This is a genomic window from Caldisphaera sp., assembly GCF_049974385.1.
GTDB lineage: Archaea > Thermoproteota > Thermoprotei_A > Sulfolobales > Acidilobaceae > Caldisphaera.
Window position 1 is genome coordinate 19,588 of the sequence record NZ_JBMFIW010000018.1, and the last position, 16,357, is coordinate 35,944.

Genomic DNA, 16,357 nt, shown 5'->3' on the forward strand with positions numbered 1-16,357 from the left:
TTATATTTAAGTATTGCCTCCCATTTTAAGCAATTTGCTAAAGTCTATAACCTTTACTGTTTTTTCTTTATTATTCTCTATTTTGAGAACTATATGCCCTACAGGCAGTTCATGCAATATCTCAGCATTTTCTATTCCCAATTGCTGAGATAAATCAACATAATAATTTGTAAAACCTCCAAATATAATTTTCACACCGGTATTATCTATTATGTTTTTTCCAACATCAGATGGCAATTGGGTAGCGTAAATTACATACAAACCTTTACTCCTACCTTCTCTCATAGCAAACTCTAAGTGAAAATACGAATTGTTAACAATCCTCCAGGTTTCATCTACTATTAATATAACAGGTTTATCAAAACCTTTTTCACTCGCTTCCAATGCTAGTGAAGAGATTATTAGGGAAGAATATACATTCCTTTCTTCATTGCGCATTTTAGATAAATCATAAACAACTAGTCCTTTTTTATCTAAATATCCTTCACAAATATTTATCTTGCTTCCTTCACCAGTTTTAATAGAACTTTCAATCAGTTTCATTGCAATACCATCTTTCCTAGGTATTTTTATACAATCCTTTTCCGTAGGTTCTATGTAATAGTCTGAATTCTTCTTTAACAGCTTGGATAAATCACCTTTTGGATCTATTACTATTATAGACTGCATAGAATTAACAACTGATGAAATTAACATCAGTTGCATTGCAATACCTGATAGAATTACTGTTTTCCCTCTACCTGTTGGGCCGAAAATGCCTATGTGATGTTTAAAATTATCAGGAAATGATAACAAAACTGTTTTACCTGGATCATTCTCTTCTTCTCCTATAACAATACCTTCATAATCCCCTATGTCTTCTGCAGAAACAATTGGTATTGATGTATCCTCTTTAATAACATCTATAGGATTGCTGATAGATATGATATCTTCTATATTATAAACCCTTTTTGTCTTGATTTGAGATTCTGCTTCAATCAGGTTTCTAAAAGATTCTGCATATAACTCTGATTCTTTATCATTACTATCAATCCACACGATAAAACCAAAACTACCAATATATGGCACTCCAGTTCTTGTTACTTCTTTATAAAGGTCTTCTAAAAATCTTAGCCTTTCTCTATATTTAATTTGATTTGTTGTAGAATAGTATAAATCAGCTTTCTTCATTTCATCATCTATAAGCTTAAGAAGGGTGCTTTTATTTACATTATACATATTAGATATAAACGAAACGCTTAACCTGCTAGATCTTGCAAGTCTTATAATTCTTCTTGGTAAATCTTCACCTCCTCTAGGCAAATTATCGGATAAATAAGGTATACCAATGTATTTCTTTCCATTAACGCTATATTCTATGTAATTTCCTTGTTTTTTAGGTTTAATCTTTAAAGGTATAGTTAAATCAGTATTAGCTTTCATGTTTTTAATTATAAGAAATATTGAAATAAACGCAACAATTCCTATTATCAAATCAAAAATTTGAAAAGAGTTCATAATCATATCACTCTTGGAATTATTCCTCTCCTACCTCCTAACAACCTAGCAAGGCCATAAGTTATGGAAATTAATAATGAAAAATATATTAATGGAATCGTTATATAATATAGAAGAAAAAACTCTAGAATTGAAGGTGTTAATATGTTTTGTATTCCCAAGTAATTGTTCGCATAATCAGAATACTTAACGTTTAGCTTTGGTTGTGTACAATTATTTACATTAAATTCTAAATAACTATTTGAGCTTTGATTAATTGGGGTAAACTTATAATAAATTCCTTCTAAGTTATTGAAATTCCACGTACCTTTTGTTTCAACGAAGTTTGAATAGCTTATATTATTAACGCATTCATCCAATGCTCTTATTTCAACATACCCTGTATTGCCATATATATAAACTGTGTTACCATTTGTAAAAGAATTATAATTTCCATTGTTTCCTTCAAATGCCAAAGTATAGTTTTCATTTTCATATAATATGTTATTTGTATATAATATATATTCTTGATTATTTCTAAAAGATAAATTATAAGGATATAATGGGAAAGGATATAACTTAAAAGCTACATCATCAATTACCGAGAAGAAATATGATGGAACCTCGCTAGGTAAAGAAATTTCATTTCCATAAATTGGACTTATAATGTTTCCATTATTATCTGTTTTATATATAGCTATCTGATTATATGAATTATTATACGTATAAACATAGATTAATGAATTTTTTATAGGATTATCTCTATAGTATGCCTTTGCATTAATAAAAGTTAATCCCATACTTATAGCCTGATTATTTAAATTGACCCCACTTGATTCAGCAATGTTTGTAATAAAAACCGGCATAATTTGTAAGCCAATACTAAATACCAAAATAAACGAAATAAACCAAGCCCCTGCATCTCTAGCTACTCTAAAAGGTATCGAATATAAAACTAATCCGAACATTAATATAGTTTGACCTAACGAATTAACAATAAAATATATTCCCCACAAACCAGCTAAAAATATTATTTCAGCCGTTAGGGCATCATTTATAGGTGATATCATAGATATCATCTGCGAACCTAAGGGAACCTTAGTTAGCAAAGAAGATAATAAAATAAGCAATGCCTTAGTTGAAACACTTAAAGTGATTGCATTTGTAAGCCATAGATTAAAGTAACCCCATGAACCTCCTAATGAATTTGCTAAATTATTTATGTAATTATAAATAAAATAAATTGATATAATTATAATAAATGACAGTATAGAGTCCTTTATTAGTATACCGCTCCATCTTTTAACTCCTCTATCCGGTATGGGTAAAGCATAAATTAATACCCCTAAATAAAACGTAAGAAGAGATAAGTTTATTGCCAATAAATAATAGAAATTTGCCATTAAAATCAACCCGTTATTAGGTTAACTATATAAACAATAAAGCTAAATAATGAAGAGCCTATAGCAAGCCAAAATGCAGCCCAAATGGAATCTTCTATTAAACTTCCTCCAACTCTCTTTAATTTATTAATAGGTATTGGTGATCCCTTTAATGTCCAGCCTATACTCCATGTTAATAAAAACATTGCCCAGGCTAAAGCGGTAACCCTTTCTGTTATTTGCTGAACAAATGTAATTATATCCATATTATCACCGAAATAAAATCTTGAATAAATAAAGACTCGGAGCGAATCGAAAATATAAATATATTTATAACTATTTACAAATTGGGGACAAAGTTGGTTTATGAAAGGGATTTTATCGGATATGGTGAAAAAAGACCAGATTTTAAATGGCCTGGAAATAAAGGTCTAGCAGTTAACTTAGTTTTTAATTACGAATGTGGTTCTGAGCATTCATATGAGGTCGATGGAATAGTAGAATCAATAGGAGAATTTCCTCCAATCGATGTTAAAAAAAGAGATGTTGGATTGGAAAGCGTTTATGAATATGGTACAAGGGTTGCTATATGGAGAATATTAAATACATTAAAGGAATTGGATGTTAAAGCATCATTTTTCTCTGTTGCACATACATTAGAACTAAACCCATTTGCAGCAAAAAGAATTGTAAACGACGGACATGAAATTGTTGATCATGGCCTAAGGTGGTTTGAAAACTATAGACTGAGTTACGATGAAGAAAAAAGACAAATAGAAAAATCTGTTGAAATAATACAAAAAATAACTGGATACAAACCTAAGGGTTACTATGCAAGAGAGCCTAGCGAAAACACAATAGATATTGTAAAAAGTTTAGGGTTTATTTATGATTCTGATGCATACAACGATGACTTACCGTATTTCTACAAGGATTTCTTGATTATACCTTACACTCCTGATATTAATGACTTCCACTTCTTATATCCTATGAACAGATTTTCAACAGCAGAAGAATTCTTTTCTTATGCAAAAGACTCATTTGATCAATTATACGAGGAATCTAAATACGAATCAAAGATGATGAGCATCGGAATGCACGTAAGAATAATGGGAAGGCCTGGCAGAATAAAGGCTCTTAAGGAATTTATAAAATACATTAAATCTTTTGATGTTTGGATAGCTAAAAGGGAAGAAATAGCAGAATTTTGGATAAATAATTTTAAAAAACCTAATGAAAAATAAAACTAAGCTGGCAAATAAATAGGATCTTTTAGAGTTGATACTCTTTTTTCTTTTTCCAATATATTTCTTATATATTTTGGTATGTAAAACATATGAGCATGAGACTCGTTATCATAATATCTGTTTTTACCATTAACCATCTTGTTTATTAAGCTATCAACATCAAAGTTTTTAACATTCTCAACATTAATATCATTTGAAGCAATAACAAATCCCCATATACCCTCATAACTCCTTATATAAACATAATATGAATATGCATATTTAAATACGCTTTTTATAGTATTGTAAATAACAGCGTGAACCATTGGTGTTAAAACTGGGCTTGTTGATTGTGTAACAAATACTCCGTTTTTATCTAGCTTATTTATAATTTTCATATAAAATTCTCTTGTATATAATCTAACAGCTGGGCCCGCTTCTTCCGGATCTACTAAATCAGAAATTATAACATCATATTTTTCATTAGTATTATCAATATAATGTTCAGCATCGTCTATAATAACATTTACCTTTTTATCATAAAATGAATTCTGATGCCATTCAGGTAAATATTTTTTACATACTTCAACGACCTGATCATCAATATCAACCATATCAACTTTTTCTATGGATTTGTATCTTAATGCTTCTCTAGCTGTAGCACCTTCACCGCCCCCCAATATAAGAACCTTTTTAGGATTTCCATTCAATAACATAGCCGGGTGTACTAAGGACTCATGATATACGAATTCGTCTAGCAATGATGATTGAACTTTACCGTCTATTACCAATGCCTTACCTAAATCTGAATAGTCTACAATAGCCCATCTTTGATATTTTGATTGACCATATGCATACACATTATTTACTGCATGCATATGAGCTGTTCCAGGAGTGCTCCACTCAATAATCCAATGCCATGGATAATTTATAGACATGCCTCTCACTCAAATATTTAAAAACTAATTACAATTAAAAGTTTTTTATTTGGCTTTTACTCTTCTATTAAAACTGCATTAACTACTCCATCTTGACCAGGTCTTGATGTGACTCTTGCTTTTCCTTCACTCGTTTGAATTATTGCTCCTTTTGTTATTATGTTTCTTTTTGCATACTCTCTATTGGATGGTGTTGATAGCACATTTAGTATTTTAGCGACCTTAGATTTACCTTTTTTATCTGTAACTATAGCTCTAGAGACTTTCCTTAATGAAACTTTAAGATTTCCTCCTGTAGATCTCTTTATAATTTTTTCTTCTTTTTCTTCAAGAACTGCAGGCACAAATAATTCTCCCATAGCATATCTTCTCTTTCTTTTATGCACTAAATGTTTTAGTCCTCCACTTGGCTTTTTTAAATCCCTATATTGGTAAACTCCCATGTTATACACCTTTCCTATTTTAATATTAGGAATAGAATATTAAAGTTTTACTATTTGCATTCCCTATAAAACAGTTCTTTAATTAATTGATTAATTTTGTTAGAATCATAATATTTACTTAAGAATTCAATTACTTTTTTTCTTGCCTCACTTATTTCTAATTCTCTTGGCGCCCATCCAATGACCCATAACAAACTATCCAAATGAATTTGGGGTACTTCGCTCAATTCAGAAACCATGTCCCAAGCTTTTATAGCAATTTTAGGATTCTTTAATATCTCCTTAAAAGATTCCGATTCAACAATTCCACTTGTATAAGTTAAGCAAGAAATTCTAATATCAATTGGCATAGGTATATTTATAAGCAAAGGCTTAATTTCCCCTTTATTTTTAACGGCATAATAGGCCATTTTTATAGAAAATGTTATTGTTTTTTTCCATTCTTCTGTTCCTAGAGAACTTGCAATTTTTTTCATAATCTCCTCAGGTTTTTCTAAAACAATTTCAGGATTATTAACAATTGCGTTTAACAGTTCTTTAGACTTAGAGATCTTTTCTATTCTTTTTAACTTATATTTTTGCCCTATAATAGATCCTTTACAATCTTTCATAAAATCGATTACATTTTTAATTGCTTCATCAACATTTTTCGGTATTTCTTTATCTGATAAATAATTTGAAAAGCATTGCCACCATTCTTCTCCTTTCATAGCTAATTTATAACTAACTAAAGAAACGATCAAAGAATATAATGTAGCATATCCTTTTCCTACTTTCATTTTAAGTCTTTGTATGTAATCAAATTGTGGATCAACTCTTTCTTCTAGTAACAAGATATTATCTAAACCAAAATTTTTTATTGAATTGGAAACTTTAATTATTCTCTCTTGATTTACATCCAATCTTACCACGTCCACCCAAAGTTCTCTATTCTATTATTATTATAATAAAGTCCATAACCTTCTTCTATTTTCCCTACAACAAAACACCTAATATTTAACCTCGTACATTCCTCAAGAAAATCATCTAAGTTTTCTTCGCTAGTTGTAACTGCAAAATTGTAATCCTCCCAGCTATTCAATGCATCTTCATTATTCATGAGATCTTTTAATAAAGGATCTATCTCTATTGCATCTAGAACTACCTTAACTTTACTAGAATCAATAATATTGTAAATAGTTGAAACCCATCCATCACTGTTATCAGATGATGATGTGCCATATTTATAAATAGGAACCCAAGCATCTATCTGAAAATCTGGTATAATAGTTTTTCTTAATAGTTTATCATTAATATTATCAATCTTTATTTTGTTTTCCAATAACATTTGCGATAGCGTACCATAACCTAAATAGCCTATTTGAATTAAATAGTCCCCTGGCTTTGCCCCTTTTCTATTAACATACCTTTTATTATTAATTTTTCCTATAGAAACAACGTCAATCCATGAATCATTTGTGGATTTATTTGTATCACCTTTTAAAATAGAGCTTTTCAAATAGTCAGAAGCTTTCCCCATACCTATTGATATAGATTTTAAGATGTTCTCATCAGTTACTCCAACGCTATATAATAAAGCATAGGGCCTTCCACCAGAAACCACTACATCACTCATAGATGCTAACGCTGCCTTAAAAGCCCAATCATCATATTTCATCCAAGGAAGTTTGCTTCTCGAAGAAGAATAACCATCTATGTTTAGAAGAATATCGTCTAAAGGACAAGCATCAAAATCTTTGCACCATTCATTTTTGCTATTTCTCATTATTTCTTCTAGAAGGGCTTTCCAGCTTTCCAGTCTTACCACCAAAAACAATAATAGAGCTAAAATTTAAAAATCAGTATTGAAAAGAAATATTAAGATGAGCTAACAGATAGAAGGTAGGGGAATAAAAACGCAAAATCTGCCAATTCATATAGGTATTATCCCAGATGGTAACAGAAGGTGGGCTAAAAAGAATAAAATTGATTTTTTTAATGCATATAAAACAGGTTTTGAAAATTTAAAGAAAATTTTAGACAAAATTATAGATTATGGTATATATAACGCATCAGTTTACATATTAAGCTATGAAAATTGTACGAAAAGAAATAAAATTGAGCTTGACTTTTTATTTAATTTATCCAAAGAAGGCTTTAATTATATAAGGGAAAACAAAAAATTAAAAGATAATGACATATCAGTAAAAGTAATAGGTGATATGAGTATAGTTCCTAATTATATATTAAATGAAATCAGAAAAACTGAAGAAGAAACAAAAAATAGAAAAAATGGAGTCTTAAACCTAGCATATTGCTATTCGGGAGAGTGGGAATTAAATTTAATAAAAAATGGAGAAAGACCTCCTTCGTTGCATATGATGCCCATGGATTTATTAATTAGGACTGGAGGTGTTAAGAGGATAAGCGGTTTTTTCCCATTGCTAATTAATTATGCGGAATTCTACTTCACTGATGTGCTTTGGCCTGATTTTAATGAAAATGAGCTTGAAAAATCATTAAATTGGTTTTCTTCTCAACCTAGGAATTTCGGTATCTGAAATTATGAAATAGATAGATCGTGTTTTATAGACAAATGAGTTTATATGCTTGCTTGATTTAAAATCATTCAATAAATTTTAATGCTATTGTTAACTCCCCGGTTAACAATTATTAGGAATATATATTGATCGTTAAAAATATTATAGAAATAACATATACGGGATTATTATTGAATAAGCTAAAAGATCAAAAAAGTGAATATTTAAGAGAAAGCGCTAATCAGCCGATTAATTGGTTTATATGGAGTGAAGAAGCATTTGAACAAGCAAAAAAAGAAGATAAACTAATATTAATTGATGTTGGGGCTTCATGGTGCCACTGGTGCCATGTAATGGATGAAAACACTTATTCAAATAAAGAAGTTTCAGAAATAATAAATGAAAATTTTATAGCTATAAAAATCGATAGAGATGAGCTACCAGATATCGATAGAAAGTTACAAGAAGCCGTTTCATTAATAACTGGTAATAGCGGTTGGCCATTAACTGTATTTATGACTCCTGATAAAAAGGTATTTTATGGTGGCACCTATTTTCCTGCAGAAGATAATGAATACCAAGTAGGATTTAAAAGAATCTTAAAAGAAATATTAAGGTTGTGGAAAGAAGATAGAAATAGATTAATAAACAGCTCTTTAGATATTATTTCTTCATCAATTAACGTATATAGTACAGCATTATCAAATGAATTCGTTCAGAAAATTTCAGATTACGTTTACTCATCATACGACTTTAACTTTGGTGGGATAGATTCTGAAATAAAATTTCCACATCCCACGACAGATCAATTTTTGCTCTCTCAGCATTTTAAAAATAAGAAATATATGGATCCTGTATTAATTACTTTAAAAAATATGTATTATGGAGGTATTTTTGATCATGTATTTGGCGGTTTTCATAGATATTCTACTGATAGATATTGGAAAGTTCCACACTTTGAAAAATTGCTAATAGATAACTCAGAACTAATCTTTTCTTATTTTAATGCATATCTAATAACATATGATAGAGAGTTGCTCGATGCAATAAATATGACAGTAGACTTCATTTTAAATGAAATGAAAAACGATATTGGATTTTCAAACAGCATAGATGCCGATTATGAAGGAATTGAAGGTAAATATTATACATGGTCAGAAAAGGAATTCAAAGAAGCATTGGGAGATTTGTTTGATATTTCATTATTTATATTTGATTTTTATAATCTACCAGAAGTAGAAGGCAGAAAAGTTTTATCTAGGAAAAATATTTATGAAATTTCAAATTCTTTAAACATTTCGCAAGAAGATTCTTTTAAGCTAATCAATAATATTAGAAATAGGTTAAGAAAATATAAAGAGAGCTGGAGAAAACCAAGGAAAGACAATAATGCTTATACATATCAAAATGCAAGAGCTGCAGAAGCTCTGTTACTATCTAGTTTATTAACTAACAAAGGGATAGATGAATCATTAAATATAATAGAAAAACTTGGAAATTCTGGGAGGAGAATAAATGAAGATGGAGAAAAAATTTTAGAAGATCTATCATCATCATTATCATCATCATTAACGGCTTATGAAGTAACAGGCAATCAAAAATACTTGGAATTATCTTTAAATATGTGGCAAGAAGCCAAGGATTTTAAAACTGAAATTGGTTTTAAAGAGAGGAGAAATGTTAAAGAAAGCGATACAATATTTTCAGACACACCCAACGAATCTCCTAACTCAATTATCATAAAATCTTGGTTAAAACTTTACCAATCAGGTAGAATAGATTTTGATGAAAAAATGGATTCATTAGCATCAATTGTAATGAGAGAGCCTGTTTTTCATTCCGGTTTAGCTTTAAGTATTAGTTCATATATTAATGGTATAGCACATATAGTTGTGATAGACGAAAATGATGAAAAAGCAGATTTACTTCATAAATCATCATTATTAACATATTATCCCTTAAAATTTGTTGAAAGGATTACAGATGAAAGAAAAGATGAATTACCTTCTTATATGAGGGTAATGTTAAAGTACGGTAATGGTTCAAGAGTTTATGTATGCAAGGGTAAAACGTGTAGCATGCCCATATATGAAGGAGAAAAAATAAAGTTTTTATTAAAATAAAACTTAACAATATATATTTTGATTAATTAAAAATATAATTAATTAGAAAAAGACTTAAAATTTATATTTTATAAAACTAATTTATAACGGGGATAAATATGTATAGCAAAAATAGAAATTTGGCGTATATAATTATAATTGTTGCTTTAATAATAGTTCTTGTTTTTTATCCTTTTATGACTAAAATTAATAGCGTTGTTTCAACAAACGAGTCTTCTATGCTACCCAAAAATGTTGAAAGCATCGAAGTAATGAATATTGTACAAAACGAGAGCAATGCGAGCAAACAAAGTAATATAATTTATTTAATATCAGGAATACCAATAAATTTATCCTCATTTTATAGGCTTAATGGATCAATAAAGTATGGAAACAGTTGGATCTCTATCTTGAATTCAACTTATTTATACATACAAAACACTTCTAATTTTCTTTTAAACTCATCATTATCTATTTCAAATAGCATAAAAGATATTTGGATCTCGACAATTAATTTAACAGACAAGCTTAACGACCTCAAAAATAACATTATTTTATTATCTTCACTGATAAGAAACTCTGATTACATATATTCAACTTATTATAATTTAGGTAATAATTTAAGCAAAACGTATTCTATGATTAAACCGGAAATGATCTTATACGGCAACATAACAAAAAGTATATCTTTATCATATGGAACAATTTACCTTAATACCTTGAGAGTAGAATATATTTTATACAACCAAACAAACGCCTATCAGACAATGAACTTAACCCAAAATGATATATTGAAAGTAATTGAAAACTCACCTCAAATTAATGATGTACCTCCTCCTAGCCCAATCTTTATTGAAACTTTATTTAATTATGTTTTATCGAATGGTGGTCCAAAGAATTTTAATAATGAGGTTGCGAATAATTTTACATATAAAATTTTATACCAAGAAATGAACCAAAGCAACTATATACAGGCTCTTCCAATATTAAATCTATATAGTAAATATTTTTATAACACATCATTAGAGTTTAATATAAATTCTCTTATGAATAATTTAACAATAGAAAATCAATACAAATTATATTATATAATAAACGAAATTTCAAACTATTCCAGCGTAGAAACGTTTAAATCTATATTATCTTCTCTCCCAATTTCAGGTGAAGAATTAAATTTAATTATGAATATAGGCTTAAAATATGCTTCCGCAGGATTTAATGAAAGTATTCTTGATTTAATAATAAGAAATATTACATATGAAATATTATCATTAAAGATACCATCACAAATTGCCTTAAATCTATCATCATATATATCGAATGGCTCATTTAATAAATTTATTTCAGCAACTTATGCAGCTAAAACCATAGCTAATTATTTGCCGTTATCATATAAAAATTATTCTAATGTAATTTTAAGTTATATTCCAACTGTAATTTTAAGTTATGATAAAAACGCTTCTTTAGATATCTTTAACAATAAGACTCTTGCCTTAAATATAGCTGCAAAGATTGTTTCAAATATAAGCAATGTAAGTAATAGTATTACACAAAAACTTGTAAATAATGAGTCAACTTATTATTTATCAATTTCTCTGATTAGCCAAAAGATTAACAATCCAAAAGCTTCCATATTAATTAATGAATTAAATTCGACAGAACCAATTTATAACTATACATATCTGTTAATTAAAATGCCAAACATTTTAAATGAGACGCTTTTGAAAATGGGATTTCCAAGTAATATAACACCATTATTAGTTTCATCAACAATGAACATAATTATCAATTCCACACCTTTCAACACGGAACAAAATAACATAACACAATTTATATTTAATAAAACATTTCCAACAATAATAAATAAAATAAAGGGTATTCTTGTACAAAACAATTTAAATGGCTTTGCAGTATTTATAACTGAAAACTTATCTTATAGTCAAGCTTTGGAATTAAAAAACGATATGCTTAATTCATTAAAGACTAAAGGATTTAATAATGTAAGTATAATGCTAACTGGAACTCAAATATTAAACTACCAACTCGGGAATTCTTCAATAAAAAGCATTAGTCAAAGCGATTTCATAAGCACAATCCTTGTTTTAATAATATTAGCTATAGTCCTAGAAGCCATTGTGGCTATCGTTATACCATTTATTGGTATAGGTATTGGTCTTATAATAGCTTTGGGAATTGGCTACATTTTAGCCAGTCATAATATTATTACATTAAATTCAATAAGCAGAACAATAATGTATTTAGCTGGCCTTGGTTTAGGTATAGATTATTCAAGTCTAATATCAAGAAGGTTTAGAGAAGAATATATCAAAACTGGAAATTCTAAATTAGCTGCAGAAAATGCATTGAAGAGAAGCTGGAGGGCAGTAATTACCGGAGCTTTAACTGCCGCTATTGGTTTCGGATCGATGGCAATAGCATCTAACTTTCCATTTTTAGCAAGTCTAGGAGAATCTGCACCTATATCAATCTTAATAACTATGACTGTTAGTTTAACTGTTATACCATCATTACTTTCAATAATAGGTGGACACAGAATTATATGGTGGCCTTCTAATTTAAAATCAAATAACAAGCAGGATAAACCGATTAAGTCAAGAAAAATAACAGAGAGATCCGCTATAGTTTTAGTCATAGTATTTATTTTATTAATACCTTCGATTTATATATATACATCTTTTAAAGGCAGTTATGATTTTACATTAATGATGCCTCAAAATTCACAAGCAGTTACTGCTTTACATTATTTATCAAACAACTATGCTTCTGGAATTTTATACCCAGACTACATAGTAGCACCAAATATCACTGTATTGCAAAAAATCAATCAATCCATATCTAAGCTTTCATGTATTCAATCGACTCAATTGATAAATTCTAGCAAACCTATACTGCAAGTTACTTTATCTGTGTACCCATTGGGGAAAGATGCAATAATTTGCACAGAAAATATAAGGGAAATATCCAAGAACATTTCAACTAGTGCAATGGTTGGGGGGGAGGCTGCTATTAATTTAGATCTTAAAAATATTGTATATCATAATTTCTATCATTTAGTATATCCAATAGCAATATTATTAATGTTTGCTATACTGCTTATATTCTTTGGTAGCGTTCCCATGGCATTGGCTGCACTAGGAAGCGTGGTATTTTCAGCTATATTTGGTAGCACTATAGCTATAGAATACTACCATATAATGGGCATAACATTACCTTGGTATTTACCTATAGTTGTGTTTACAGCAATATTAGGTGTTGGAATGGATTATAATAGCTTTATAATAAACAGAATTAGGGAAGAAAGCGAGAATAAAGATATGAAAGATGCAGTTTCATATGCAGTAGGTAAAATGGGCGTTTTAGTAATAGGCCTATCAATAATAATGGCAGGTGCATTTTCAGGTCTATTAGCTTTTTCTGCTCCAGGATTTAAGGGAATGGGTATAGCATTGATGAGTGGCGTATTTATAGCTGGTCTTATGGCTTCTTATCTTTTTACACCTGCTATTGCATATCTATTAGGAAATTATGTTTGGTGGCCAACTAAGTTAAAAAGGAAAAATTAAGTTTTTTTTTAGATTTTATCAATTTTAACCTTAATATATTTATCTAGTTAATTATTTTAATTATAACTAATTCTATAAACATGTATTTTAATTTATAAATATAACTTGTAATTTTAATTTACATATATTTAAAAATTATCAAAGTATTATTTAAATATATTCTTTTAGTAAATATATACATATAGAAATTCAAATGATTTATTCTATTCTATACATATAGAAATTGGTGAAAAGGATGGGTCCATTACCATTGTTTAATTACCCTGCTTGGGTTATTGGGCTCTTTTATGGGCTTTTAGGTATTATAGCTGGGATAATGGGAGCTAAATATACGTATTGCATAGTTGTTGCTACTCATCAGGTAATGGGATTAAAATACAGCAAAATATATGAAATTATACTAACAGGCATAGCTGTTTCCGCCTTAGGTGTTGGCATACTTACCGCATTTCACGTTGTTCCATATGTTGACGCTTATTATTTCATGCCAGGTGCAGGTTGGTATACCCTCTTGGGATCATTTATTTTTGGATTTGGAATAATGCTCGGAAATGGTTGCATGTTCGGTATGCTATGGAAATCTGGAGTTGGTTATGTAGTGAATTGGTTTGAAATAATAGGGATGATTATAGGAACAGTGATATTTGCATATCCAATATTCGATGGACTTAAATTAGGTAAGTGGTGGAATACTAACGAATTCTTTAGTATAGCTAATGGAAATCCTGTTAATTTTATACCTTATAACTTTGGTTCTTTCAGCGGATTTGCATTATTAATAGGCATAATATTTGCATTTGTTATTTTATTACCAGCTTTATGGATGAGGAAGAATAGAAAAGAATTTGAAGAAAGAAATAAGGGGGCACTATATCAATCTCCTTATTTTATTGGTACAATATTTGGTTTAATTATGATAGGTTCCTTTATATTCGCCGCTGGTCATTTCTTTAACTATTTAGGTGTTACAACACCTATTGGTCTTTTCTCAGAGTATTTATTAAGGCCATTTGGCATTAATTTGGCATCAAAAGGAGATCCAAATTGGTTTTCTACAGTGCCTGTTATAAGTGCATTTACATTTTTTATATTGATGGTTATTTTAGGGGCCTTTATTTATGCTTCTTCTACAGGTACTTTTGACATAAAACTGCCAAGTAGGACCACTAATAGAGTTGCAGAAATCGTAATAGCATTCATTGGAGGGATAATACTAGCTATAGGAGCAAGAATAGCTCAGGGATGCAGCGTAGGAGGTTTTTGGTCAGGACTCACTGGATTATCGATATTCGGCCTGATATTTACTGTAGGATTCATACCTGGTACAATAGCTGGCTATTATGCTTATGTTAATTTAAGCAGTTGGGCTGCTTCTCTAAAAAGAAATTCGAATAATATTACTACTAATAATAAAGGCTCATATAGTAAAACTTTAGTTAATCTTATATTCGGTATAATATTCGGCTTATTATTGATAGGTATTGCTTTTGAATTACCTAGTTTGAATTCTGATGCAGCATCGATTATTAAATCTTCTGTATTGGTACAATATCAAAACGTTTTGTTAGGATGGGGTATTTTTTCAATTTTAGTAAGTTTTTTGATCCTTTCTATTAGAAAATTTGTTTTAAGGAGGTGATATGTTTATGGTTGATATAGTAGTTGATAGCAAAGGTTTAGCTTGTCCAGGACCTATAACAGAACTAATAAAGGCATACAAAAAAGCAAAGAATGGTGATAAAATAATATTATATGCAACTGATCCAGGAGTTAAGGCAGATTCTAAAGCATGGTGTGATAGAACAAAAAATAAACTGGTAAGCATAGAAGAAGAAAATGGGGTGTTTAAAGTAACAATAGAAATAATAAGCAAAAAATAACTTTGTACATAATCCATAAATCTTTTTTTATTTAATAAAATTATTTAATAGATTTTAAAAAGATTTTGGGTTCTGCTTGGAAAAGCAATGTTTGTTATTTATTCTATTAGTTTATCTTAATTCATTATGAAGTATAGGAATTTAGCTCTAATCATCTACTCGTCTTTACGGCAAGTATCTGACTTCTTCTCCGCCCTGAAGGGCGAGGGTTCCCTCAAGGAGATCATAGGTTTGTGGTTTACCGCCTTCATTTTCACCGTCTCATAGCTAGTGGGTGCGTTTAACACCAACTCCGCTCCACTCGTTTAGCGGTAGACCACCGCTAGATCTTCAGCCCATTACCCCTATCCCTCACTGTGTATAGCCCTCTGCCCACGGTTCTTTGAGACTCGAGAATATGTAGAGCTCTCATGGGCATCTCTCTACGGGGACACATTCTACTATACTTTAAAACGTTTTAGAATTTAAAATTTTTACCCCGCCCCTGGAAGGGCAAGGCTTGTCGTTTTTTACCATTTTAATAGTTCATCATTTTGATATAAGAATATATACCTAATTCGGTATATACTTACTGGTGTCTGTATGGCTAGAAAGAAGACCAGCATTTTTATTAATGAAGATCTTTGGAAAAAAATAAAAGAAATTGCATCAAAGAAAAATATAGAGATTAGCCTCTTATTGGAAGACATGATTAAAGAAGAATTAGGCGAAAATATCGAAGCCGCATTAAGAGAAATTGCTGGTTCATTTAATGATGAATTAGACTTTGAACCAATAAAGCCTAAGGAAGGATTTGTTAGCGACTTG

Annotated in this window: 14 protein-coding genes; 7 read left to right on the forward strand and 7 right to left on the reverse strand. The window is 29.7% G+C overall.

Going from position 1 to position 16,357, the window contains the following annotated elements; genetic code table 11:
* Positions 1 to 6: 6 nt before the first annotated feature.
* Genes ACP5GV_RS05790 through cedA1 form a run of 3 tightly spaced genes read right to left on the reverse strand, consistent with a single transcriptional unit; the run spans position 7 to position 3,124 of the window.
* The gene (locus ACP5GV_RS05790) at positions 7 to 1,497 is read right to left on the reverse strand and encodes a helicase HerA domain-containing protein (RefSeq protein ID WP_428068102.1); all 1,491 of its coding nucleotides are present in this window, start codon (positions 1,495 to 1,497) and stop codon (positions 7 to 9) included.
* Between the two features lie 2 nt (positions 1,498 to 1,499).
* Positions 1,500 to 2,879 carry a hypothetical protein gene (locus ACP5GV_RS05795; RefSeq protein WP_428068100.1) on the reverse strand — a complete coding sequence of 460 codons (1,380 nt, stop codon included), beginning with the start codon at positions 2,877 to 2,879 and terminating at the stop codon, positions 1,500 to 1,502.
* 5 nt (positions 2,880 to 2,884) lie between these two features.
* A complete protein-coding gene (gene cedA1 / locus ACP5GV_RS05800; protein ID WP_292320733.1) occupies positions 2,885 to 3,124 on the reverse strand; it encodes a DNA import protein CedA1 in 240 nt (79 codons plus the stop codon).
* A 93-nt stretch (positions 3,125 to 3,217) separates the two neighbouring features.
* On the opposite strand from cedA1, the gene ACP5GV_RS05805 reads away from it, so the two are divergent.
* Complete coding sequence (locus ACP5GV_RS05805; protein ID WP_292320734.1) at positions 3,218 to 4,102, forward strand: polysaccharide deacetylase family protein; 885 nt, start codon at positions 3,218 to 3,220, stop codon at positions 4,100 to 4,102.
* A gap of 2 nt (positions 4,103 to 4,104) precedes the next feature.
* Here ACP5GV_RS05805 and speE read toward each other — a convergent pair whose 3' ends face one another.
* The 4 genes from speE to ACP5GV_RS05825 are packed head-to-tail and all read right to left on the reverse strand — an operon-like array spanning position 4,105 to position 7,272.
* Entirely contained in the window at positions 4,105 to 5,022 is a 918-nt protein-coding gene (speE, locus tag ACP5GV_RS05810; RefSeq protein WP_428102770.1) for a polyamine aminopropyltransferase, read from the reverse strand.
* Between the two features lie 56 nt (positions 5,023 to 5,078).
* On the reverse strand, positions 5,079 to 5,465 hold the full coding sequence (locus ACP5GV_RS05815) for a 30S ribosomal protein S8e (RefSeq protein ID WP_292320736.1): 387 nt from the start codon (positions 5,463 to 5,465) through the stop codon (positions 5,079 to 5,081).
* 50 nt (positions 5,466 to 5,515) lie between these two features.
* Positions 5,516 to 6,376, reverse strand: a complete 861-nt coding sequence (locus tag ACP5GV_RS05820) for an N-glycosylase/DNA lyase (RefSeq protein WP_428102772.1) — start codon at positions 6,374 to 6,376, stop codon at positions 5,516 to 5,518.
* Positions 6,370 to 7,272: a thiamine-phosphate kinase gene (locus ACP5GV_RS05825; RefSeq protein ID WP_428102774.1), complete on the reverse strand. Its 903-nt coding sequence runs from the start codon at positions 7,270 to 7,272 to the stop codon at positions 6,370 to 6,372. The genes ACP5GV_RS05820 and ACP5GV_RS05825 overlap by 7 nt, the downstream gene beginning before the upstream one ends.
* Before the next feature lie 118 nt (positions 7,273 to 7,390).
* Here ACP5GV_RS05825 and ACP5GV_RS05830 point away from each other — a divergent pair, with 118 nt between their 5' ends.
* The 6 genes from ACP5GV_RS05830 to ACP5GV_RS05855 all read left to right on the forward strand — a co-directional run.
* Entirely contained in the window at positions 7,391 to 8,005 is a 615-nt protein-coding gene (locus ACP5GV_RS05830; protein WP_428102786.1) for an undecaprenyl diphosphate synthase family protein, read from the forward strand.
* A 125-nt stretch (positions 8,006 to 8,130) separates the two neighbouring features.
* Entirely contained in the window at positions 8,131 to 10,107 is a 1,977-nt protein-coding gene (locus ACP5GV_RS05835; RefSeq protein ID WP_428102776.1) for a thioredoxin domain-containing protein, read from the forward strand.
* 98 nt (positions 10,108 to 10,205) lie between these two features.
* Complete coding sequence (locus ACP5GV_RS05840) at positions 10,206 to 13,670, forward strand: MMPL family transporter (protein WP_428102778.1); 3,465 nt, start codon at positions 10,206 to 10,208, stop codon at positions 13,668 to 13,670.
* 235 nt (positions 13,671 to 13,905) lie between these two features.
* Positions 13,906 to 15,309, forward strand: coding sequence for a YeeE/YedE family protein (locus ACP5GV_RS05845; RefSeq protein ID WP_428102780.1), 1,404 nt, complete (start codon positions 13,906 to 13,908; stop codon positions 15,307 to 15,309).
* A 7-nt stretch (positions 15,310 to 15,316) separates the two neighbouring features.
* A complete protein-coding gene (locus tag ACP5GV_RS05850) occupies positions 15,317 to 15,550 on the forward strand; it encodes a sulfurtransferase TusA family protein (RefSeq protein ID WP_428102782.1) in 234 nt (77 codons plus the stop codon).
* A gap of 582 nt (positions 15,551 to 16,132) precedes the next feature.
* On the forward strand, positions 16,133 to 16,357 hold a 225-nt coding region (locus ACP5GV_RS05855; RefSeq protein ID WP_428102784.1), incomplete at its 3' end, for a hypothetical protein.